General features: G+C 47.7%; 22 protein-coding genes. 11 read left to right on the forward strand and 11 right to left on the reverse strand.

The genetic code is table 11. The features are described 5' to 3' along the window. Window positions 1-143 precede the first annotated feature (143 nt). The gene (locus F0P94_RS14275; RefSeq protein WP_150904566.1) at window positions 144-578 is read left to right on the forward strand and encodes a hypothetical protein; all 435 of its coding nucleotides are present in this window, start codon (window positions 144-146) and stop codon (window positions 576-578) included. A 397-nt stretch (window positions 579-975) separates the two neighbouring features. Here F0P94_RS14275 and F0P94_RS14280 read toward each other — a convergent pair whose 3' ends face one another. The 3 genes from F0P94_RS14280 to F0P94_RS14290 are packed head-to-tail and all read right to left on the reverse strand — an operon-like array spanning window position 976 to window position 2,909. Continuing rightward, the gene (locus tag F0P94_RS14280; protein WP_150904567.1) at window positions 976-1,935 is read right to left on the reverse strand and encodes an alpha/beta hydrolase; all 960 of its coding nucleotides are present in this window, start codon (window positions 1,933-1,935) and stop codon (window positions 976-978) included. Between the two features lie 35 nt (window positions 1,936-1,970). Further along, complete coding sequence (locus F0P94_RS14285; RefSeq protein WP_150904568.1) at window positions 1,971-2,639, reverse strand: SdpI family protein; 669 nt, start codon at window positions 2,637-2,639, stop codon at window positions 1,971-1,973. Between the two features lie 6 nt (window positions 2,640-2,645). Continuing rightward, window positions 2,646-2,909: an autorepressor SdpR family transcription factor gene (locus F0P94_RS14290; RefSeq protein WP_150904569.1), complete on the reverse strand. Its 264-nt coding sequence runs from the start codon at window positions 2,907-2,909 to the stop codon at window positions 2,646-2,648. 266 nt (window positions 2,910-3,175) lie between these two features. Between F0P94_RS14290 and F0P94_RS19700 the strand changes: the two genes are divergently transcribed. Then, complete coding sequence (locus tag F0P94_RS19700) at window positions 3,176-3,316, forward strand: hypothetical protein (RefSeq protein ID WP_191907052.1); 141 nt, start codon at window positions 3,176-3,178, stop codon at window positions 3,314-3,316. 271 nt (window positions 3,317-3,587) lie between these two features. After that, entirely contained in the window at window positions 3,588-3,779 is a 192-nt protein-coding gene (locus F0P94_RS14295) for a hypothetical protein (protein WP_150904570.1), read from the forward strand. A gap of 46 nt (window positions 3,780-3,825) precedes the next feature. Here F0P94_RS14295 and F0P94_RS14300 read toward each other — a convergent pair whose 3' ends face one another. The 5 genes from F0P94_RS14300 to F0P94_RS14320 form a co-directional block, all read right to left on the reverse strand. Next, window positions 3,826-5,202 carry a LutB/LldF family L-lactate oxidation iron-sulfur protein gene (locus F0P94_RS14300; RefSeq protein ID WP_150904571.1) on the reverse strand — a complete coding sequence of 459 codons (1,377 nt, stop codon included), beginning with the start codon at window positions 5,200-5,202 and terminating at the stop codon, window positions 3,826-3,828. A gap of 453 nt (window positions 5,203-5,655) precedes the next feature. After that, window positions 5,656-7,344: a M28 family peptidase gene (locus tag F0P94_RS14305; RefSeq protein ID WP_150904572.1), complete on the reverse strand. Its 1,689-nt coding sequence runs from the start codon at window positions 7,342-7,344 to the stop codon at window positions 5,656-5,658. Between the two features lie 54 nt (window positions 7,345-7,398). Further along, window positions 7,399-7,878, reverse strand: coding sequence for a 2-C-methyl-D-erythritol 2,4-cyclodiphosphate synthase (gene ispF / locus F0P94_RS14310; RefSeq protein WP_150904573.1), 480 nt, complete (start codon window positions 7,876-7,878; stop codon window positions 7,399-7,401). A 329-nt stretch (window positions 7,879-8,207) separates the two neighbouring features. Further along, entirely contained in the window at window positions 8,208-8,603 is a 396-nt protein-coding gene (locus F0P94_RS14315) for a hypothetical protein (RefSeq protein ID WP_150904574.1), read from the reverse strand. Window positions 8,604-8,616: 13 nt separating this feature from the next. Next, window positions 8,617-9,900: a M16 family metallopeptidase gene (locus F0P94_RS14320; RefSeq protein ID WP_150904575.1), complete on the reverse strand. Its 1,284-nt coding sequence runs from the start codon at window positions 9,898-9,900 to the stop codon at window positions 8,617-8,619. 384 nt (window positions 9,901-10,284) lie between these two features. On the opposite strand from F0P94_RS14320, the gene F0P94_RS14325 reads away from it, so the two are divergent. From F0P94_RS14325 to ytxJ, 4 genes are read left to right on the forward strand one after another with little or no spacing between them, the layout of a single operon-like run. Further along, window positions 10,285-12,261 carry an alpha-ketoacid dehydrogenase subunit alpha/beta gene (locus F0P94_RS14325; RefSeq protein WP_150904576.1) on the forward strand — a complete coding sequence of 659 codons (1,977 nt, stop codon included), beginning with the start codon at window positions 10,285-10,287 and terminating at the stop codon, window positions 12,259-12,261. 25 nt (window positions 12,262-12,286) lie between these two features. Continuing rightward, entirely contained in the window at window positions 12,287-12,808 is a 522-nt protein-coding gene (locus F0P94_RS14330) for a hypothetical protein (protein WP_150904577.1), read from the forward strand. Between the two features lie 2 nt (window positions 12,809-12,810). Next, complete coding sequence (locus F0P94_RS14335; RefSeq protein WP_150904578.1) at window positions 12,811-13,137, forward strand: hypothetical protein; 327 nt, start codon at window positions 12,811-12,813, stop codon at window positions 13,135-13,137. Between the two features lie 23 nt (window positions 13,138-13,160). Continuing rightward, window positions 13,161-13,505: a bacillithiol system redox-active protein YtxJ gene (ytxJ, locus tag F0P94_RS14340; RefSeq protein WP_150904579.1), complete on the forward strand. Its 345-nt coding sequence runs from the start codon at window positions 13,161-13,163 to the stop codon at window positions 13,503-13,505. Window positions 13,506-13,850: 345 nt separating this feature from the next. Here ytxJ and F0P94_RS14345 read toward each other — a convergent pair whose 3' ends face one another. Then, the gene (locus F0P94_RS14345; protein ID WP_150904580.1) at window positions 13,851-14,258 is read right to left on the reverse strand and encodes an OsmC family protein; all 408 of its coding nucleotides are present in this window, start codon (window positions 14,256-14,258) and stop codon (window positions 13,851-13,853) included. Window positions 14,259-14,354: 96 nt separating this feature from the next. On the opposite strand from F0P94_RS14345, the gene F0P94_RS14350 reads away from it, so the two are divergent. Beyond that, a complete protein-coding gene (locus tag F0P94_RS14350) occupies window positions 14,355-15,074 on the forward strand; it encodes a hypothetical protein (RefSeq protein WP_150904629.1) in 720 nt (239 codons plus the stop codon). A 62-nt stretch (window positions 15,075-15,136) separates the two neighbouring features. Continuing rightward, complete coding sequence (gene lipA, locus F0P94_RS14355; protein ID WP_394349687.1) at window positions 15,137-16,021, forward strand: lipoyl synthase; 885 nt, start codon at window positions 15,137-15,139, stop codon at window positions 16,019-16,021. Between the two features lie 101 nt (window positions 16,022-16,122). Here the strand turns inward: lipA and F0P94_RS14360 are convergent, their stop codons facing one another. Next, window positions 16,123-16,719, reverse strand: a complete 597-nt coding sequence (locus tag F0P94_RS14360; RefSeq protein WP_150904582.1) for a DUF4136 domain-containing protein — start codon at window positions 16,717-16,719, stop codon at window positions 16,123-16,125. A gap of 312 nt (window positions 16,720-17,031) precedes the next feature. Next, complete coding sequence (gcvP, locus tag F0P94_RS14365; RefSeq protein ID WP_150904583.1) at window positions 17,032-19,953, reverse strand: aminomethyl-transferring glycine dehydrogenase; 2,922 nt, start codon at window positions 19,951-19,953, stop codon at window positions 17,032-17,034. Window positions 19,954-20,312: 359 nt separating this feature from the next. Here gcvP and F0P94_RS14370 point away from each other — a divergent pair, with 359 nt between their 5' ends. Then, on the forward strand, window positions 20,313-21,527 hold the full coding sequence (locus F0P94_RS14370; protein ID WP_150904584.1) for an NAD(P)-dependent oxidoreductase: 1,215 nt from the start codon (window positions 20,313-20,315) through the stop codon (window positions 21,525-21,527). A 101-nt stretch (window positions 21,528-21,628) separates the two neighbouring features. Beyond that, window positions 21,629-22,729, forward strand: coding sequence for a type I restriction endonuclease (locus F0P94_RS14375; protein WP_150904585.1), 1,101 nt, complete (start codon window positions 21,629-21,631; stop codon window positions 22,727-22,729). Window positions 22,730-22,882 lie beyond the last annotated feature (153 nt).

Genomic DNA, 22,882 nt, shown 5'->3' on the forward strand with positions numbered 1-22,882 from the left:
AATTGAAGTCCCTTTCAATTTATGCGGTTAATTTAGTTTACTTACTTAGCTGAAATCCTTTCTTTACTTTTTTCTTCGGTTTTGTTACTGTTTTGCGTATAAAAAAGCCCGGCATTTGTCCGGGCTTTTCGTTTAATTGAACTATGGAAAACGTACACAAAGATCTGGTTGGTTATGCCCTGAAAGTCTGGTTTACTACTCTGATCCTGGCGCCGCTGAATTACTTTCTGATCATCATTTACCTGTTGCCCGAAGCCCGCACCTTAACCCAGGCCGAAGGCATTACCCAAAGCTTTTACGTGTGGATCGCCTGCCTGTGGGGCTACTTTCCGACGCTGCTCTTTTTTCTGATCATTCAGAATTTACTTAAAAATAAACTGCCGGTAAGCCAGGGCGCAAGAATTTTGCTGGTACTGGCCGTAATCCTGTTTTCGGCAATTAACATCTTTGTGGCCGGTAACCTGAACGGATTTTCCAGTTTGATCTGGTGCGCTTCCATAAATTGCCAGCTGGCTTTTATTGCGGCTTTCTCCGTGATCCTGATGCTGGCTTCCTATTATTTCCTTCCCTGGGAATAGAAGCTGCCCGAAATACACTTGTCTGTTGAGTGAGGGTGAAACAACTCGTTGGCTAATAATAATACCAGTTCTTTTAAAGCTTGTTCCATTCCTGTAATTACCTTGATCGCTGGTGCGAGCCTCCGGCTCGTATCGGAATTATTTGATCAGGTATTGAAAGTGATACGAGCCGGAGGCTCGCACCAGCATAAGTATTTAATGGAATTGGCTTTTGGCGATTTGGTATAATTTCGTTGTTTTGGGCTTTTCTGTTGCGAGCCAACGAGGTCCTTCGCTGGCGCTCAGGAAGACATAATTAAAAACTGCAGTACGGTTGTTGATGAAAACACCAACAACGGCAAATTGTTTTAATGTTTTTGATCTTGATACTAATATCCAGATACCAATGTCTTTATACTTACTTCAGTGAAGCGATAAAGCCGGTAAGTTTCGGGGTTAGGGCCGGGGCGAGCGGAAGTTCCGCGTTGTTGTAGGTAGCCATGTTCTTTTGCGGATCGGCGGTGGAAGTTTTCAGCACGTGGTTCATGCCTTCGATTAGGACCAGTTTGCTTTTTTTGTTGGCTGCAGCCAGAAGGCGGGCATCTTTTTCGGTTACCTGAAGGTCGGTGGTGCCCTGCACGAGGAAGACCGGCATCGTTAATTTGGCGATCTCAATTTGTGGATCGTATTTCATCCAGGAAATGAGGTAAGGTTGAACGCTTTCGCGGAACAAGGCAGCAAACATGGGGTTTACATTGGCTACGGTTTTGCCTTTGGCTAATTCTTCCAGAATGGGCAAGGCTTCGTCGGATATTTGTTTTGGCTGGCCTTTTAACTGCTCCCTGATTATTTTATCGGCAGTTTGTCCGGCGCCGGCTACAGAGATAAAGGCATCGGCTTTGGCTTTTTGCGCTGCCATCATCCCGATCAGGGAGCCTTCGCTATGGCCCAGGATAATCACCTTACTAAACTTCGGATCTTCTTTCAGTTTCGTGGCCCAATCGGCGGCATCGTTTACCAGGTGGTCGAACAGCATATCATTTTCCCTGGCAGGTCCGGCCGGGGCATTTTCTCCGATTCCCCGTTTGTCGTAGCGCAAGCTGGCAATACCGGCTTTGGAGAGGTCTTCGGCTACCATTTTCAGGTGGTTGTTCTGCATCATGGGGTTGTTGCCGTTTTTATCGGTAGGGCCGGAGCCGCTGATGATCAGGACAACCGGGATTGGTTTTTCGGCCGGAATTCTGAGCAGAGTGCCTTTCAGGATGCCGGACCGGGTGGTAAGCTCCAGCGTTTTTTCTACGGCCGAAGGTGTGTTTGCGGCAAATAGTTGCGACATCGTGAAGAAGAAAACGAACAGGGAAAGATTAACTGATTTCATAACGATAAGTTTATATGCCTGATGATTTTGAAGGATTAATGCGTACCATTCTGGCGGGAAAATTTCCGGTAGAGGAGGTACGAGTAAACCACGGGTACAATTACCAGAATTCCGATGTAAATAACAACAATAGCCGGATGGGCTTTTTCAGATGCCAGCACCAGCATTAACAGGATCAGCGAGGCCCCAACCCAAAGCTTTCCGGCAAAACGGTGGGTTTTCTTCCATACTTCATCGTTGCTCAGCGTCCAAGGGGTGCGGATGCCTACAAAATAATTCGGGCGCACCGCACTGAAATAATTACCTAAGATCATGAAAACCACCGCCACGCCGGCAACTACCAGTTTAGGAAAAAGGAGGGAAGAGGCGCCTTTAAGCATGGAAACGGTAAGCAGGACAAAGATAAAAACCATGAACAGGTGGATCAGCAGCCGAATGGCTTTGTAACGGCCTTCGAACAAGGCATAATTTTCCTTCCGCGGATCGATCTTCGGCAGGTATTTTAAAAGCAGGTACAGGAAAATGTTAATTACCGGCAGCATGAGTAAACCAAACGATTTGGGACCATAGTTATCGGCTTCGCCTTTGTGGTTGAAATGAATCGGCACCCGGTCCGGGTAATCGTTCCAGGTAAAAGCCAAGTACACAAAAGGAACTATAAGCAGCAGGAAGATCAGGAATTCGGTTTTTGAATGGTTTTTCATAACGTTTTATTTATCCTTTTTAAGTAGGTCCATTACCCATTTGGCCAGTTCGTCGAACACGGTGGTGTTCAGGGAATACATGATGAACTGGCCTTTCCGGACGGCTACCACCACTTCCGCTTTCTTTAACAATTCCAGGTGGTGCGAAATACTGGGCTTGCTGATGTTGAAAGCCTCGGCAATTTCTCCGGCCGATAAGTCCTTCTCACGGAGCAGTTCGATGATCTTCCGCCGGGTAGGATCATCTAAAGCTTTGAATAAAGCGTTCATGCCAGCCTCTTTTCTTTTATTTAGGTATTTAGACAAATATCTAAATACTGTCGGTTAAATCAAAAAAAAAAGTTACGCCTTGTTTTTAACATTTATAAATTGCTATATAACTATTAAAATAAAAAATTAGGATATTTCAACCCGAAGAATATTGGAGCGTATAAACAACCGTTACCATGTTGTAGAAGCAGTAGTATTTATCTTTAACCTTTGATTATTAGTAGCTTATGAAAAGAATGTTTATCTGTTTTTTTGCACTTTTCCTGATGGCTCCGCTGGAAGCAGCCTTTGCAGAAACGATGGCAGCGGGTAAAGAAAATGCCGGTTATTCCAACTTTATGAAGAAGAGAAAGAAAAAGAAAGGTGGAAAAAAAGGCAAAACCAAACCACCCAAAATTAAACACTAAGGCCGGAAAGTAAAGTGGTCTTCCTGTTAAGGCCCTGTTGTTTTAAAGCAGCAGGGTTTAAAGTTGTAATCGGTTAAACTTGAGAAGATTAAGTAAAAAGCCCTTAAATGCAAATACGAGGTCAGGGCACTGCTGTTTTCAGGCTTTTCGCCCTTGAAAATTTATATTTAAGCCATAAAAATGTATGCTTTTAGGAATAGCTGGTTAGCCTGCCTTGCTCAGCCAAGGTAGCTTGCGTATAATTCATTATAAGGTTTATGAATTATGCGCTATGAAAAAGATAATTATCTATACGCTGGCAGCAATGCTGGTTTTACCCGCCGTAGGTTCAGAACCAACGCGCGACCCGAATACGAATAAAACCGTTACTATTTCGAAGCCCTCCTTATTCGGAAAGAAAAAGCCGAAGGTCAGAAAAATGAAAAAGAAATACGTGTACCGTCCGGGTGCCCGGCAGAACTAGTTTTAAATACAAAACCCTACCATTTTGCAATGGTAGGGTTTTGTATTTAGGAAGGGTGCTGTTCTTTCCAAAGCTGGCGGAACGATTTAGGGGCTGCCTGTAAAGGTTCGCGGCGTTTGCTCCAGGTTTCTTTCTGCACTTTGCGGAGGAAGTAATTTTTAATGCCAACCGGGGCCATGTCGAGCAGGCGCGGGTGTTTCATGCCGTATTCCCAGAATTTGAAAACGTAGCGTTCCTGTTTTTCTACCAGGCCTTCGTCTACGCTTTGCTTGCGGTTTAGCAGGAGCAGGTTGTGCAGGTTTATTTTTACCGGGCAAACCGAAGTACAGGCGCCGCACAGCGAACTGGCGTAACTCAGGTGTTTGTTTTCGGCCATGCCGCTCATATGCGGCTCTATTACCGAACCAATAGGGCCGGAATACGTGGTTTCGTAGGTGTGGCCGCCAATGTTTTTATAGACCGGGCAAATGTTCAGACAGGCGCCGCAACGGATGCAGTTCAGGGCTTCGCGTTTGTCGGGTTGGGCTAATAAATTGGTGCGGCCGTTATCTAATAAGATCACGTACATTTCGTCCGGACCGTCTTTTTCAGTGGGCTGACGCGGGCCGGTAATTACGGTATTATACACGGTAACCTGTTGCCCGGTGCCACTGGTGCTCAGCAAAGGCCAGAACAGATCGAGGTCGTTAATGGAAGGCAGCATTTTTTCGATGCCCACCACTACAATGTGCGTTTTCGGGAAGGTGGTGCTTAAGCGGGCGTTGCCTTCGTTTTCGGTAAGGGCAATTCCTCCTACATCGGCCAGAATGAAATTAGCGCCGGTTATCCCAATTTCAGCTGAAGTATATTTTTCGCGGAGCAGCCGACGGGCAGTTAAAACCAGTTGCTGGGCATCGTCGGTGGGCTGAATGCGGAGTTTTTTTACGAATAGGTCAGCAATGTCTTTTTTAGACATGTGCATGGCCGGCGTTACGATGTGGTAGGGGCGCTGGTCAGCTAATTGCACGATGTATTCGCCCAAGTCGGTTTCCACTACATCGATGCCATTTTTTTCGAGGAAGGTATTCAGGTGAATTTCTTCCGTGATCATGGATTTGGACTTCACCACCGTTTTGGCTTTTTTCCGCTTCATGATCTGGCCGATTTCTTTTAAAGCCTCTTCGGCGTTCTGGGCCCAGATCACTTTGCCGCCGCGCTGGGTAAAATTATTCTCGAACTCGATCAGGTATTTATCGAGGTTGTTGATGGTAGTGGTTTTGATAAAAGATGCCCGTTGGCGCGCCAGTTCGTGGTTGCTGTACTGGTGCATGCCTTTTTCTACCGCGGCGTTGTATTTGCCGATGTTGAAACGGATCTTTTTCCGGTGCTCGAGATCAAACGCCTTCGCCTCCGATTCCAATAAAAATTGTTTTAATCTGTTCACCTGGTATTGATTTGAAAATTTGGAGATTTGAAAATCTGGAAATGATTCTCAAATCGGAATTAGTACAAAGTTCGGGGTTTTTCGGCCGAAAGCAATACGGTTTTTAGTTGGGTTTCTGAGGTTGTAGAGACGTAATATATTACGTCTCTTACGGTATTGTTTTAATGTATTGTGTTTAAACGGGTAGCTGAATTTTTACCACTTCCGGTATTCCGTTATAGATGAAATATTCTTGCTGCCCCGAATGGAGACGTAATTCCCTGAATGGAGACGTAATATATTTACGTCTCTACAGGTTCTGACTATGGTAAAAATCTTTTGTGGGTTTTTGGGATGATGCGTCTCGTATTCACAAGATCCTTTCAGGATGACAGAAAAGGTAAACTAAAAGGAAGGGTTTCTCTAATAGAAACTGCAGAATTCAACTATTCAACCATTCAACCATTTAACAATTTACTTCTTATTACTATCCATCTTAATCCGTTCGTCGCGGTTGGCCAGTTCCCAGGCGGTATGGAATACGAGGCGGGTGATGGTTTCCATTTTGTCGAACATGATCTTGTCTACTTCGTCGGTTTCTTTGTGGTAGTCTTCGTGCACGCCGTTGAAGTAGAAAATTACCGGGATGTTGTTTTTGGCGAAATTGTAGTGGTCGGAACGGTAGTAGAATTTGTTCGGGTCTTTTTCGTCGTTGTAGGTGTAGTCCAGTTCCAGTTTGGTGTATTGGTGGTTGGCTATTTCGTTGATGTCGTGCAGCTCAGAAGATAATTTGTCAGAACCGATTACGTAAATGTAGTTCTTATTGCCGGCATATTTTTCGTCGGTGCGGCCGATCATGTCGATGTTGAGGTTGGCAACGGTGTTGGCCAGCGGGAATACCGGGTTGCTGGTGTAGTATTCCGAACCCAGTAAGCCTTTTTCTTCGCCGGTTACGGCCATGAACAGAATGCTCCGGCGCGGTCCTGCTCCGGCTTTTTTTGCTTCCATAAAGGCTTGGGCCATTTCCATGATGGCGGATGTGCCGGAACCGTCGTCGTCGGCGCCGTTGAAGATCTGGTCGCCGGTTTTGGTCGGGTCCATGCCGATGTGGTCATAATGCGCGGTTAGCACAATTACTTCGTCTTTTTTATCGGTGCCTTCAATAAAGCCCAAAACGTTTTCGGTAGGCAGCGGCGAGCGCACTTTTTCGGTTTGCAGTTCTACGCCGGTGGCCAGTTTAAATTCAGACGGTACGGGTTTGCCGCTTTCGCTGATCTTGTTTTGGTAGGCCTGCAGTTTTTTGGCTGATGTATTCAGGAGCGCGGCGCCTACCTCCGGCGACACGAAAATGGTCGGGTTTCGCCGGTCTTTTCCCGGAAAGGCGATCATCGGGGAATCGAGCCAGTGCTTCAGGCCTTCCATGGACTTCTGCAGATTGGCTTCGGAAGATTCGATTACCAGTACATTTTTAGCGCCTTTCTGAGTTGCTGCGCGGGTTTTTGCCCGCGAATCGGCACCCCACGGAGAAGCTTCCTTCGATTTGCTTATGAGGTAATTTCCTGCTTTGTCCATCGGTTCGCCGGCCAGTACGATTACCGTTTTGCCTTTTACGTTCAGGTTGCGGTAATCGGAATAGTTCTTATCGTCGATGCCGTAGCCGGCAAATACGAGGTCGAGTTGCTGGGTAGGCTGCTCAGGCGCATCGCCGAAAAGGAAGAAATCTTTCTGGTAAACGAATTGCTTTTTGCCCACTTTTAAGGCGGCAGCTTTCCAAGTGGCCTGCTCCAGATTGAATTTCTGGTAATACGTATTGCCCGGGTTAGACGCCACCGGACCAATCAAACCGTTTTCGCGGAAGAAGTTGGAAATGTACGCTGCGGCCAGTTTCTGACCTTTCTGCCCGGTTTCGCGGCCTTCAAATTCGTCGGAAGCGAGCACGTGCAGGTATTTGGAAAGGTCGGCGGCGGTGATGGTTCTGGCAAAGATTTCGGCAGTGGATTCACCGCTTTCCACCGTGTAGTTTACCACCTGACGCTCCATTTCAGGTTCCTGAATTACCGCTTCGGTTTTAACTTTGGCCTTGGTTTTCTTTTTGGTCTGGGCCTGTGCCAGCGGCGCGGAAACCAAAGCGGCAAAGAGCAATACGTATATTTTCTTCTTCATTTCGATTGTTGGGTAGGCTTACCTTGTTTGAAGCCAATAAGCTACGGTTTTTTTCTAAGAACGGAAAATCAGCACCGAAGCGTACGCGGCTACGCCTTCTTTCTTCCCAACAAAGCCCAGTTTTTCGGTAGTGGTAGCCTTTATGGAAATATCTTCCTCCGGAATACCCATCACTTCGGAAAGGCAGGTTTTCATGGCCGGAATGTGCGGGTTGATCTTCGGTTCCTGCAAACAGATGGTAGAATCGATGTTGCTTACCTGGTAATTCTGTTCGCGGAGCAGGCGCATTACTTCTCTTAATAGAATTTTGCTGTCTACGCCTTTGTATTTCGGGTCGGTATCGGGGAAATGGAAGCCGATGTCTCTTAGATTAGCCGCGCCTAATAAAGCATCGCAAATTACGTGGATGAGCACGTCGGCGTCGGAGTGGCCGAGGGCGCCGTGGGTGTGGGGCACTTTAATGCCGCCGAGCCAGAAATCTAATCCTTCTTTTAATTGGTGTACGTCGTAGCCGAAGCCGGTTCTTATTTTCATAGTGTGACCCCACCCCGGCCCTCCCCTAATTCAGGGGAGGGGGTTTTGGTAGGTTGTTTAATTTGGTGATTAATGTAATTTATTCATTTCGTTTTGTCTGTGGGCAGAAAAGCTTGTTAGTTGTATTTTGCCTGAAAGCAGTACTGTTTTCAACTACCCCTGGCCCCTCCTTGAAAAAGGAGGGGAGCTTTTTTTGCTGCTGCTTTTTGGCTTTTCAGCCTTTAAGCATACTATTTTAGCAGAAAGCTGCCTAAAGCCTTCAAGAGCATTCTTTCAGCAGAAAAGCAGCTCCCCTCCTTACCAAGGAGGGGTTGGGGTGGTTATTTCTGCTAAACTGCCGCTTTAACCTTAGCCGGATGCGTGAAGGTAACCAAGCCAAAGGCAAGGGCGAAACCAGCGTAAATGATGGCCAGCGCCCATACGAAAGGCGAATTACCCATAGTGAAAGCAGCTTTCAGCAGTGCCAGTCCGGCAATCAGAAAATGCGCTAAATTCCCAATTGCAACCGGGCGGCTGTAAATTCCGCCGATCAGATTTCCTTTTGCCATCCAGTTAAGCATCGCAAAACCGAGGTAAAGCGCACCCAAAACCTGTAAAACCAAATCCATAACCAGACTCGGTTTCTGGTCGGCAAACTGTAAAATCTCGTGCGGGAAAAACGACAGCGTAATACCGGAGGCAGCCATAAAAAAGCCGCTTGAAGTCATTAGAAGTTTGGTGTTCATTGTCTGCCTTTGGTTATGCTTCTGCTTCGCTTTCCTCTGCTTCTGCCGGCATTCCTAATTTCGGTTGGGCATGGTAATAAAGTGTGGAGCAGTTCTTCGGGTCTAAAATGGTGCGGGCTTGCTGCAGCAGGGCGTCGGCGGTTACGGCTTGTACGTTGGCGCTTTCCTGGTTTATCAGGTTGGCGTCGCCCATCAGTTTGAAATAAGCCAAAGACATGGCCCGGTTCAGCAATTCGATCTCGGAAAACACCAGGGAAGTTTCGGCCTGGTTCTTTACTTTGGTCAGCTCTTCTTCCGAAATGCCGTTCGCCATAAATTCGGCGTTAATTTCCTCGATGGCTTTGTTGGCGACTTCAATGTCTACCCCGGCGTTCAGTTTGCCCTGGATAATGAGCAGTCCCGGTTCCATGGAGCCCATAACCGAAGCGCTGATGGAGTTCAAAAGTTTGTCTTCTTTTACCAGTTTGTTGTAGAGGCGCGAAGATTTTCCGCGGCCTAGGATATCGCTTACCAGATCGGCGGCGTGGTAATCTTTGTCGGTGCGGGCGGGCATGTGGTAGGCTTTGTACAGGGCACTCAGCGGCACGTCGGCGTACACATCCAGGCGACGGGCTTTGGTTTGTTTCGGCTCTACGGGCAGGTTACGCTCGTATTTTACGCCCGATGGAATGGGGCCGAACCATTTTTCAGCCAATTCTTTGGCTTTGGCAACCGTAATATTTCCGGCCACTACCAAGATCGCATTAATCGGGGAATAATGCTTGTCGAAGAAATTCCGGACGTCGTCCATTACGGCATTTTCGATGTGCGCCACTTCTTTGCCGATGGTAGCCCATTTGTACGGGTGCTGCTGGTACACGAGCGGACGGAGTTTCAGCCACACGTCGCCGTAGGGCTGGTTCAGGTAATTCTGCTTGAATTCTTCCACCACCACTTTGCGCTGTACTTCCAAGCCTTTTTCGCTGAAAGCCAGGCCAAGCATCCGGTCCGATTCGAGCCAAAAACCGGTTTCGATGTTTTGGGCCGGAACAGTGAGGTAATAGTTTGTAATGTCGGGGCTGGTGAAGGCGTTGTTTTCGCCGCCTACGCGCTGCAACGGCTCGTCGTAGCTCGGGATGTTTACCGAACCGCTGAACATTAGGTGCTCAAATAAGTGGGCAAAGCCCGTGTGGTTTTCGTCTTCGTCGCGGGAGCCTACATCGTAGAGCACGTTCAAAACCGCCATGGGCGTGGTTAGATCTTCGTGCACAATGCAGCGGAGGCCGTTATCTAAAGTAAATTCTTCGAATTGAATCATATTTCAGTATCAAGTATCAGGTATCAGGTAGCTGGACTTTTTTTGTCCAAAACCTACCGTTTTACGACAGTTTGTGCCGAAGTTCAGCTTTTTCGGGGAATTATTTAAGCAATTGCCGGAAAATATTGGCATGCGGTCTGGTGGTGGGCTGTCTGTGTGCTTATTGTGATAAATTATCTGAACACGATTTTCTGGATTTTAAGGTTGGACAGGATTTTTTTACCGGGAATGCGTGGGGGACAGGTCAAGCCCTGTCCGTACAAATAAAAATTCTCCCTCCCCTGAATTAGCTGCCGGGGAGGGGTGAAAAAATTAAATGTTATTTCTTTCCGGCTGGCTGGAAATAGGTTAATTTTGCGGCGCTTTTAATTCGCATTTAAGACTATGAATTTCAACCGCAAAGACTATACCGACGAAGACCTGATCCGTCTGTACCGTGGCATTCTGAAACCCCGCATGATCGAGGAGAAAATGCTCATCCTGCTCCGCCAGGGAAAAGTGAGTAAATGGTTCTCCGGTATCGGTCAGGAAGCTATATCGGTGGGCTCTACCTTAGCCCTCGATAATGACGAATATATTTTGCCGATGCACCGGAATTTAGGTGTTTTCACCTGCCGCGACATGGCGCTGGACCAGCTGTTTGCCCAGTTCCAGGGTAAAACTACCGGTTTCACCAAAGGCCGCGACCGTTCTTTCCACTTCGGTTCGAACGAGCACCACATTGTAGGCATGATCTCGCACCTGGGGCCGCAGCTGGCGGTTGCCGATGGTATTGCGCTGGCTGACCTGCTCGAAAAGCGGGAAAAAGTAACGCTGGTGTATTCCGGCGACGGCGGCGCAAGCGAAGGCGATTTCCATGAAGCTCTGAACGTAGCGGCGGTTTGGAACCTGCCGGTTATTTTCATGATCGAGAATAACGGTTATGGCCTTTCTACGCCAAGCAACGAACAATTCAAATTCAACTATTTTATCGATAAAGGTCCGGCTTACGGCATGGATGCCTTGCAGATAGATGGCAACAACGTGCTGGAAGTGTACGACACCGTGCGGCAGGCGGCCAACAGCATGCGCAAAAATCCGCGCCCGATGCTGATCGAAGCCATGACGTTCCGGATGCGCGGCCACGAGGAAGCTTCCGGAACCAAATACGTGCCGCAGGAGCTGTTCGAGAAATGGGCGAAAAAAGATCCGGTAGATAATTTCGAAAAATACCTGCTCGAAGAAAAAGTGCTGACGCCAAAGTCCATGGCGGCTATCCGCGAGGAATTCAAAGCAGAAATCGAGCGCGGCCTGGATATTGCTTTCGGCACGCCAATGCCTACGGCCAACGCCGAAGAAGAAATTGCAGACATGTACCAGCCTTTTGAACAGGTGGTAATTGAGCCGGCGTCGGATAAAACTACGGAGAAACGTTTCGTGGATGCTATTTCCGACGGTTTGCGCCAGAGCATGGAGCGTTACCCGGAACTGGTTTTAATGGGTCAGGACATTGCCGAGTATGGCGGTGTTTTCAAAATTACCGAAGGCTTCGTAGAGAAATTCGGCAAAGCTCGCGTACGTAATACGCCTTTATGCGAAAGCGCCATTATCGGTATAGGTCTGGGTATGTCGATCAAGAAAAAGAAAACGATGGTAGAAATGCAGTTTGCCGATTTCGTGACCTGCGGTTTCAACCAGATCGTGAACAATTTAGCCAAATCGCATTACCGTTGGGGACAGAACGCCGATGTAGTGGTGCGGATGCCTACGGGCGCGGGCGCGGCAGCGGGTCCGTTCCACTCGCAAAGCAACGAAGCCTGGTTCTTCCACACGCCGGGTCTGAAAATTGTGTATCCAAGCAATCCTGTTGATGCCAAAGGTTTGCTGAACGCTGCTATTGAAGACCCGAACCCGGTAATGTACTTCGAGCACAAAATGCTGTACCGTTCTTTAGCGGCCCAGGTTCCGGACGATTATTATACCACCGAGATCGGAAAAGCGGCTTTAGCGCGCGAAGGCGAAGACTTTTCAATAATTACTTACGGAATGGGCGTACACTGGGCAACGCAAATGCTAGATAAGTTGTCTTTAAGTGCAGATGTGCTTGATCTTCGGACCTTATTGCCTTGGGATAAAGAAGCCGTTCGGGAAACCGTTGAGAAAACCGGCCGCGTAATTATTCTGCACGAAGATACCTTAACCGGTGGCATCGGTGCGGAGATTGGCGCATGGATTGCCGAAAACTGTTTCGAGCGCCTCGATTCGCCGGTTATCCGCGTTGGCGGCCTCGATACGGCTATTCCGTTCGCGCCGCCGCTGGAGCAGGAATTCCTGCCGGTGAAGCGTTTGCAGGAAGCCGTTGAGAAAATGCTTGTATATTAGGCGGGAATAGTGTAATTTAACCAATATGTTGAACGTGCTGCGGCTTTTCCGGAAAAACAATAGCCTTTTGGGCCAAAAAAGTACCTTGTTGCTTTTACTGGCTATGGCGCTTGTTTTTTCGGAAGGGTGCAGCCGTAAACTGCCTTGCCCGGATGTAAACAAAGCAACCGCCAAGGCCAAGAAAGGCACAAAGAAGAAGAAAAAGGCCAGACCGGCAAACCTGGCAGACCCCGACAATCCGAACCCGGACGATGCCAGTCAGGATGCCACGGCCAGCGCCGATGCTACGGATAATGCGACTGCTTCTTTAGACGATGCCGCCACTACCGAGAGCAAGCCAAAAGCAAGCCTGACGGCGAAAAAGAACCGCTATAATAAGAACGGGCTGCTACAGAAAGGAAAGTACAAGAAACTCCGAAACAATCCTGCCCGTAAAGTGAAGCGGAAAGGAAATTTCTTTACCGACCTGTTCTCAGGGAAAAAGACGAAGAAGACGAAGAAAACAAAATCGAGACCGGAACCGAATGTTGAACCTGTAGATGAATGATTATGAAAACTTCTGATTACTCCTTATCCAAATTTCTGCAAGCTTCTGTAATAGCCATCTGCCTTTCGGCGGGAATATCGAACGCTGCTTTTGCGCAAATTTCCTTTGAAAGCGAACGCTCCCGGGCCGATAGCCGTAAAATACGCCGGGAAGCTGCCCGCTACAAAGCTGACGATGTAAAGGATTCGCACTTGAATATGAAAATGTATTCTTATAAGCGGGGCGCTGCCGGCAAAAAGGCTAAAAACGAAGAGCTGGAAACAGACGAAATCTACAACGGCCCGAACCCGGTAAAAAACGAGCGGCGGCTTTTCAAAAAGAAAAACTAGTACCGGACTTAATTGCAAAAGCCATGATCCAGTGGAAACCCTTAAATCAGACCGCTCAGATAGAATCTTTAGCCGAAGAGTCGAAAGAGCAACCGATCGTTATTTTCAAACACAGCACCAGCTGCTCCATTAGTTCTATGGCCAAAAGCCGGCTGGAGCGCCAGTGGGAAGACAGCAGCCTGAAAAACATTAAACCATATTACCTCGATCTGCTCAGCTTCCGCCCGGTTTCAAACGAAATAGCCGAATTCTTCCAGGTCCGTCATGAATCACCGCAGCTGCTGCTTATTCAGGATGGCGTTTGTACCTACCATGCTTCGCACATGGGTATTAAACTCGACGAAGTTAAAAAGCTGGTTACTTCATAAGTTGTAAAGCCTTTATAAACAAAAAAGCATTGCCTGTTTAACCGGGCAATGCTTTTTAGTTTGTCTGTACTATGATTTACAGTATTAAAGGATGTACAGAATTTCTTACAAAAGAATTACTACAAACCCGGAGCGTAAAGAGAAAAAGAGAAGTTTTGGAATAGCCGAACCTGTTGCTTTCAGTGCAAGGTTGGGCTTGAAACTTTCACAGAGCTTTTACCAGAATTTTTTTCTTTCGCTGAGCCTTCCTCGTTTTTCTACTGAATCCGATTTAATTTTTTGAAATTCAATCCTGTCTGTTTTATTAATCCTTAAAATTGTGTTCAGACAAATTGAACTTACTTTTTAATAGTTAAAAGCTACCGTTTGCTTGATTTCCGGGTGCAGGCTTAGGGCTACCGGGCAGGTACGGGCGGCATTTTCCAGAATGGCTTTTTCCTTATCGGTAAAGGTGTTGCTGTCGGGCATGTTAAAGCCGATTACTACTTCGGCAATGCGGCGGGGTTCGGCAGCCATAATTTTCTTTATCTCCAGGGTTGTGCCTTCCAGTTGAATATTGTTGCGTTCGGCCACAATTCCCATAATGGTGAGCATGCAGCTGCCCAGAGCGGCGCATACCAGGTCGGAAGGGGAAAAGGCTTCGCCGCGGCCGTTATTATCGGTAGGAGCATCGGTAATAATGGTGTTGCCGGAAGCGTTATGAGTAGCTTGGGTGCGGAGATTACCGGAGTAAACGGTGCTGATTGTGCTCATTTCTGGAAAAAACTAAATTTGTTCGTGAGCGTAAATTTATTACTTTTAAACCACAAATTGTCCTTTGCCGTGTTTAAATTCTCCTGTCTCTCAATTTTGTTTTTCCTGGCGTTTGCTCCAACCGGCTTTGCCCAAACGGAAGCGCCCCGGAAAGAATTTACTTACGGCCTAAACTTCAATACCAACGGAGGTATTATCGGCGGAATTTCCCTGCGTTCTTCCAAAACTATTCAGGACCGATGGCAGCAGTTCTGGGGCCTGGAAATTGTGGAGGTAAAGCATCCGAAAGAAAATAAGTACCTGGGCCAGGGCGGCGATATTTTTGTGCTCGGCAAAACCAATTATATGTATGTATTTCGTCCGGAATACGGACGGGAATACATGTTCTTTAAAAAAGCCCAGGAATCGGGCGTGGAGGTGAATGCGGTTATCGGCGTTGGTCCTTCTGTTGCTTTGCTGGTACCGTATTATATCGATTACGATGTAAACGAAGTAGGGCGAAGCGGTAACCCGGCCCAACAACGCGATATTCAGCGGGTTCGTTACGATCCTGTTCTGGAACATAATAAACCTGATTTTATAATAGGCAGTGCCGGCTTTTTAACCGGTATAAACGAAACCGAGGTAAATATCGGGGCCCACCTGAGAACAGCCGTGAGTTTCGAATACGGCCGGTACCAGGAAAACATTACTGGCATAGAAACCGGATTCCTGTTTGAAGCTTATCCTAAAAAAATAATTTTGTTGCCCCAGGCCCAGAATAACAGTGTATTCACTTCCGTTTATCTTACCATCTACTACGGCCGCCGCAAATAAAGCCAGCCCGATACTTTCTTTGCTATCCGCAAGTTCCTTCGTACCTTTGCCTTATGGATGAATTGTTAAGGTTGCCGGTTTTACAACCGGTAGTAGAACAGCCTAAAAACCGCAAGCCCGACTGGTTGCGGGTAAAGCTGCCCGTAGGGAAGGAATACGCCAAAGTCCGCAGCATTGTGGACGAAAATAAACTGCACACCATTTGCGAAAGCGGAAATTGCCCGAACATGGGCGAATGCTGGGGCGCCGGCACCGCTACGTTCATGATATTAGGGAACGTTTGCACGCGCAGCTGCTCGTTCTGTGCCGTAGCCACCGGCCGGCCAAACGAGTACGATGTAGACGAACCGCGCCGCGTTGCCGAAGCCATTAAAACCATGGGCGTGAAGCACGCCGTAATCACTTCGGTGAACCGCGACGAACTGAAAGACCGTGGCGCTGCCATCTGGCACGAAACGGTAGTGCTGATCAAAGAATTATCGCCATTAACTACCATTGAAACGTTAATTCCGGACGTGAAAGCCAACTGGGAGGCCCTGGAAGTAATGATCTCGGCCGGGCAGGAAGTGGTATCGCACAACATGGAAACTGTCGGCAGTTTGTACCGCATGGTGCGCCCGCAGGCCAAATACGACCGCAGCCTGGAGCAGATCCGCCGCACGAAAGAATACGGCAAACGCACCAAAACCGGTATTATGCTGGGCCTCGGCGAAAAGAAGGAAGAAGTTTACCAGGCCATGGACGATCTTGCTGCCAACGGCCTGGATATTCTAACCTTAGGGCAGTACCTGCAGCCGACCAAACGCCACATAGAAGTAGCTGAATTTATTCACCCGGATCTGTTTGCGCATTATAAGGAAGAAGGCTTACGCCGCGGCCTGAAATACGTAGAATCCGGCCCGCTGGTACGTTCCTCTTATCACGCCGAACGCCACGTACACGTTTAAGCACTTTACTTTTTTATCTGAAAACAATAGCCATTTCCAATCGGAAAAGGCTATTGTTTTTATACGCCTGCCGGAGGTGAATAACCGAGGTGGAAATCAAGTTATTTTTTCTTGTCTGCACCGGGAGGATATTTTTCAAAGATCCGGGAAACAATTTTATCTACTTCGCTCTGTGAAATATTAACGTTGTCTACCCGCATCTGGCCCCAGCCCCGCCATACCAGCTCATTGTCCCTGGCATCTACCAAGTCGATGATGATAGTTCCATCTTGGTACTGATCGATGTACATGGGGTAAGCAAAGCGCGAATAGCCATAATCGTAGCGATAACCATACCACCAGCCGTAACCATACCAGCCGGGCCCGTACCAGCCGGGGTAGTAGCCGTAATCGTTATGAAGCTCCTGGCGCGTAACTACTTTTACATCGTAAGCCACCAGTATATCCGGGTTTGAATCTACCAATCGGAAACCTTTGCGGGCCATATTGGCTTCTACAGCGCTTCTGATCCTTTTATCCAGGAAGGTATTGTAAGTCCGGATGGAATCGCGGCGCGCAGGTGGTGTATCCTGGTACCATTTATAAGTAGTATAGCTGGTAAAGTTAGCTGAGCGGTCATAATCGGTGCTTACGCTTACCGATGAAGCACAGCCCCAGAGTAGGCCAAAAAGAAGAATTAAAGGCAAAAGTGTTTTCATAGTTAAGCTGGATAAATTCTGAATATTTGGCTTAAGAGCCTGACGTTCTAGGTTATACGTTCTAAAATAGTTTAGGTAAATTTCTGATAACCAGTAGAAAACAATGTTTTGTGCCCGGGATTTGAAAACACTAAAGGCGGACCAGGCTGAAGATCAGATTAACCCTCTGAAAGCTTTTGACCTTTCATAAAACGATATTCTTTGGCAGTAAAAAAGAAAAAGCCCTGAATGAAAAAAACCGCTCCGGATCTCTCCAAAGCGGCTTTTTTAGCTTTTTAACAATTTGGCAATTAAGCCATTTAACAATTTAGCTTATTCGATACCCGTAGCATGCTGGGCAACTTCCGGATTGTTGTAGGCTTCCAATGGCGTACAGGAGCAGATCAGGTTACGGTCGCCGTAAGCCGAATCGATACGGGAAACGGTTGGCCAGAACTTGTTCGTGCGGCTGAATTCGTACGGATAAACGGCTTTTTCGCGGCTGTACGGACGATCCCAGTTTTCAGACAGGGCCAGTTCAGCAGTATGTGGCGCATGTTTCAGTACGTTGTTTTTCTGATCGGCAGCACCGTTTTCTACTTCCTCGATTTCCTTACGGATCGCGATCATGGCATCACAGAAACGGTCCAGTTCTTCTTTGGCTTCCGATTCGGTTGGCTCCACCATTAGCGTGCCCGCTACCGGGAACGAAACGGTTGGCGCGTGGTAACCATAATCCATCAAGCGCTTGGCAATATCTTCTACTTCTACGCCAAATTTCTTGAACGCACGGCAATCCAGGATCATTTCGTGAGCACAACGGCCGTTTTTACCTACATAAAGTACCGGGTAATATTTCTCCAGACGGGCTTTGATGTAGTTTGCATTCATGATCGCCACTTTGGTAGCTTCGGTTAAGCCTTCGCCGCCCATCATGGCAATGTAAGCGTAAGAAATCGGCAGAATAGAAGCCGAACCCCAAGGTGCTGCCGATACGGCATGGATCGCTTTCTCGCGGCCCATGTCTACTACGGCATGGCCTGGCAGATAAGGAGCAAGGTCTTTCACTACGCCTATCGGGCCAACGCCTGGTCCGCCGCCGCCGTGAGGAATGCAGAAGGTTTTGTGCAGGTTCAGGTGGCAAACGTCCGCGCCAATATTAGCCGGAGAAGTCAGACCAACCTGGGCATTCATGTTGGCGCCGTCCATGTACACACGGCCGCCGTTTTCGTGAATGATCTGGCAGATTTCGATGATGCTTTCTTCGTAAACGCCGTGGGTGGACGGATAAGTTACCATTAAGCAGCTCAGCTCGTTTTTGTACTGTTCGGCTTTGGCTTTCAGGTCGGCAACGTCGATGTTACCTTTCTCATCGCATTTCACGATCACTACTTTCATGCCGGCCATAACCGCCGAAGCCGGGTTGGTACCGTGGGCCGAAGAAGGAATTAAAGCCACGTTGCGGTGCGTATCGCCGTTCGCTTCGTGGTACGCTCTGATAACCATTAAGCCGGCATATTCGCCTTGCGCGCCGGAGTTCGGCTGAAGTGAAACCGCATCGAAACCGGTTGCCGCGCATAACCAGGATTCTAAATCAGAGAAGATCTGTTTATAACCTTTGGTCTGGTCGGCTGGGGCGAACGGGTGCATGTGGGCAATTTCCGGGAACGTAATCGGCATCATCTCAGCCGTAGCGTTCAGTTTCATAGTGCAGGAACCCAGCGGAATCATGCCGTGCGTTAACGAGAAGTCTTTGTTTTCCAGCTGCTTCATGTAACGCAGGATCTGGTGCTCGGAATGGTGCGCGTTGAACACGTCGGCAGTTAAATATTCCGATTTGCGGATCAAAGCTTCCGGCCAGGAAATGTAGGTTTCTTCGGCAATGGCTAAATTCGAAACGTCAGCTTTTTTACCGGCTACTTTGGCGAACACTTCCACGATCTCTTTTACTTCTTCCACATCCATGTTCTGGTGCAGGGAAATACCGATCTGGTTCTGACCGAAATAACGGAAGTTGATCTGAGCCGCTTCTGCTTCTTTGCGGATCGCGTTTACCATTTCGGCGTTTTCGGCTTTAATGTTCAGCGTATCGAAGAAGTTCTCGTTCAGCTGCTCGAAGCCTAGGCCTTTCAGTTGCTCGTTCAGCATTTGCGCCATTGAATGGGTGTTCAGACCGATGTATTTCAAACGACGCGGACCGTGATACGTGGCGTACATACCGGAAATTACGGCTAAAAGAACCTGCGCAGTACAGATGTTGGAAGTAGCTTTTTCGCGGCGGATGTGCTGTTCGCGGGTTTGCAGCGCCATGCGGTACGCTTTTTTGCCCTGTGCATCGATAGACTGGCCAATGATACGGCCCGGAATTACGCGTTTGAAAGCTTCTTTGGTAGCAAAATAACCCGCGTGCGGACCACCAAAGCCCATCGGAACGCCGAATCGCTGGGTGGTTCCTACCGCAACGTCAGCGCCCATTTCGCCCGGCGAAGTAAGCAAGGTTAAGCTCAGGATATCGGCCGCAACGGCTACGAACATGTCGTTTTTGTGCGCTTCGGCAATGAAGGAAGTATAATCGAAAACTTCGCCGTCAGCAGCAGGATACTGTAAAATAGCACCGAATAAGGTTTCGTCGTTCAGGTTTGCTTCGCGGTGATCGCCGATTACCAGTTCAATGCCGATTGGCGTGGCGCGGCTCATCAGTACGTCGATGGTTTGCGGCAGCATCTGGTTGGATACGAAGAAACGCTCGGCATTTTTGCGGGTACCTTTGCGGTTAGCGTGCAGCATGGCCATGGCTTCGGCAGCAGCAGTGCCTTCATCCAGTAAAGATGCGTTGGCGATCTCCATGCCGGTCAGGTCCATTACCATGGTCTGGTAATTGATCAAAGCCTCTAAACGGCCCTGGGCAATTTCGGCCTGATACGGGGTATAAGCGGTGTACCAGCCCGGGTTTTCCAGAATGTTGCGCTGAATTACCGGCGGAATGATGGTATCGTGGTAGCCTAAGCCGATGTACGATTTGAAAACTTTATTTTGCTTGGCTATCGCGCTGAACTTCCGCAGGAAATCGCGCTCGGTTAAACCAGCCGGAATGTTCAGCGGGTTTTTCAGGCGGATGGCCGGGGGAATGGTTTCGTCGATGAGGGTATCTAAGGAGTCGGTGCCGATGGTGCTCAGCATGTCCTGCATCTGCTGCTTGGTGGGGCCGTTATGGCGCTCTTTAAACACGTCGGCAGGTTTGGTTTTGAATATCATAAAAAGAGGATTTAAGGGAATAGCTTTTACGATGTAGCATTCAGTTAATTAACGTTTAAAAACGCTGCTGAATTCCACGGCAAAAGTAACTTTATTTATTTTGATTTAATAGAAATGGAAATGAGGAAATTTACCCCTCCCCGGCCCTCCCCTAAAAACAGGGGAGGGAGTTTTGGTTTGAATCAGGATTTTTTGTCTGAATAAGAATTTTCAGCATTTAAAGAATTTTCAGAATTGGTTTTGCCCGCACAAATAAAAAAAGCTCCCTCCCCTGTTTTTAGGGGAGGGCTGGGGTGGGGTGAAAATTTTCTTAAATTTACGGCCGAACTCCCAATCTGAATTCCAAGCTTAATTTCAAAATGACTAAACATAAGATCGGTATTGTAAAAGAAGGAAAAGTGCCTGTAGACAAACGGGTGCCCTTAACTCCTAAAAAGTGCGCTGAAACCCTGCAAACCTACCCGGATGTGGAAATTGTGGTGCAGCCGAGCCCGATCCGTTGTTTTAAAGACGAAGAATTTACCAAGTACGGCGTAAAACTGCAGGAAGACCTGACCGATTGCGACATTATTATGGGCGTGAAGGAAGTGCCGATCGAGCAGCTTATTCCGAATAAAACGTACCTGTTCTTTTCGCACACTATTAAAAAGCAGCCTTACAACCGCAAGCTGCTGCAGGCCATTCTGGAAAAGAACATCTGTCTGGTAGATTACGAAACCCTGACCGATAAAAAAGGCAACCGCATTGTGGCTTTTGGGCATTGGGCCGGCATTGTGGGCGCGTATAACGGTATTCTGACCTATGCTAAAAAGTGGAGCCTGTTCGACCTGAAACCTGCCTACCAGTGCGTGGATATGGAAGACATGCAGGAAGAATTCTTTAAGGTAAAGAACCTGCCGCCGATCAAGATAGCCATTACGGGCGGCGGAAGGGTGGCCACCGGCGCCAAGGAAGTGCTCGATATGATGGGCATTAAGAAAGTGAGCGTGTTCGACTATCTCTACAACAATTTCAACGAACCGGTTTACGCCCAGCTGCACTCTTCCGATTACAATACCCGCAAAGACGGCAAAGTTTGGGATTCTCCGGATTTCTACGCCAATCCGCAAGACTACAAAGCTACGTTCGATAAGTTTACCAAAGTTACCGATCTGCTGATTGCCTGTGCCTACTGGGATCCGAAAGCGCCGAAACTGTTTACCGAAGACGAAATGCGGGAGCCCGGATTCAAGATAAATACCATTGCCGACGTAACCTGCGATATTGACGGCTCGATTCCCTGCACTAAGCGTTCGTCTACCATTCCCGATCCGGTATATGATTACAACCCCTGGACCTCGCACCTGGAGCCGCCTTACAACAAGCAGGGCAACATTACCATTATGGCCGTAGATAACCTGCCCTGCGAACTTCCCCGCAACGCTTCCCGCGATTTCGGCCGCCAGCTGATCGATAACGTGTTCCCGTATTTATTAGGCGAAGACGATGGTACGATTGCCCGGGCTACCATTACCAGAGATGGCAAGTTGACGGAGAAGTATGCCTACCTGCAGGATTATGTGGATGGGAAGTAAGTAGTTTTTAGCTCTTATGTTTTATTGCAACATTATTTAGATATCATAAACAATTGATTTTAAATAATGTTGCATTAGGGAAACTTCTAAAACATAAGACTATGGACTTTATTGATTCGATTAAGGCTTTGGGCGAGAAAGTTGCCCGCATGAAAGAAAGCATCCAGACGGAAGAAGCTACCAAAATGGCTTTCATTATGCCGTTTATTTCCGTGCTTGGTTACGATGTTTTCAATCCGCACGAGGTGGTTCCGGAGTACATTGCCGACTTGGGAATTAAGAAGGGGGAGAAGGTAGACTATTGCATTCTGAAAGATAATAACCCGATCATTATCATTGAATGCAAGCATTGGAAAGAAGACCTGAACGTTCATAATTCCCAGCTTCACCGCTATTTTCACGTTACTTCTTCCCGTTTCGGCATTCTTACCAATGGTATCATTTATAAGTTTTATACCGATCTGGAAGAATCGAACAAAATGGACGACAAGCCATTCTGGGAATTCAACATTACCGATATCAGCGAAGCCAACGTTTTTGAACTGAAGAAGTACCAGCGCAATGCGTTTAATGTCGAAAATATTCTGAGTTCGGCTACCGAGCTGAAGTACGCCAAAGAGATCCGCCGGATAATGCTGGAAGAGCTGAATCAGCCTACCGATACTTTTGTGAAGCATTTCGGAAAGCAAATTCATACCGGCCCGATGACGGCTAAAATAATGGAGCAATTTACGGCCGTGGTGAAGAAAAGCCTGAACAACCTGATCAGCGATATGATCAGCGACCGGCTTAAATCTGCCTTGTCGAATGAGGCTTACCGCGAATTAGCGACTGTTTCGGAACAGGTGAACGAAGACGTAACGGTTACGCCGGTTAAAGAAGCGGAAACCAAAGTAGTAACCCACGAAATAGAAAAGGAAGCTTATTTTATAATCCGGTCGATCTTGCGTACTAAAATGGATGCGAACAGAATTGTGCACCGCGATACGCAAAGCTATTTCGGTATTCTGCTTGACGATAATAACCGGAAACCGATCTGCCGCTTATTTCTGGAAAGCAGCCGAAAACAAATGGTAATGTTCGATGAAAACCGGAAAGAAATTAAGGTTGAATTAGCGAGCCTGGATGATATTTATAAGTATGCAGACAATTTAATTGCCACAGCCTGCAGTTACGATACGAAAAAGGAACTGGCATCCTGAAAATTAAAGAACAGTGGTTACCAAAGTAGCTGCTGTTTTTTTTTGCCTTCTTCCTACAAATTCCGGACATTTCCGATTTTAATCCTTTCTATTAGCCCCGGTTTTTTTTTGCCCATCCCGAAAATAACATAATTGTTTTCTGTAATAACACCT

The sequence above is a fragment of the Adhaeribacter soli genome (assembly GCF_008727925.1).
In the GTDB taxonomy this organism is placed as follows: Bacteria; Bacteroidota; Bacteroidia; order Cytophagales; family Hymenobacteraceae; genus Adhaeribacter_A; species Adhaeribacter_A soli.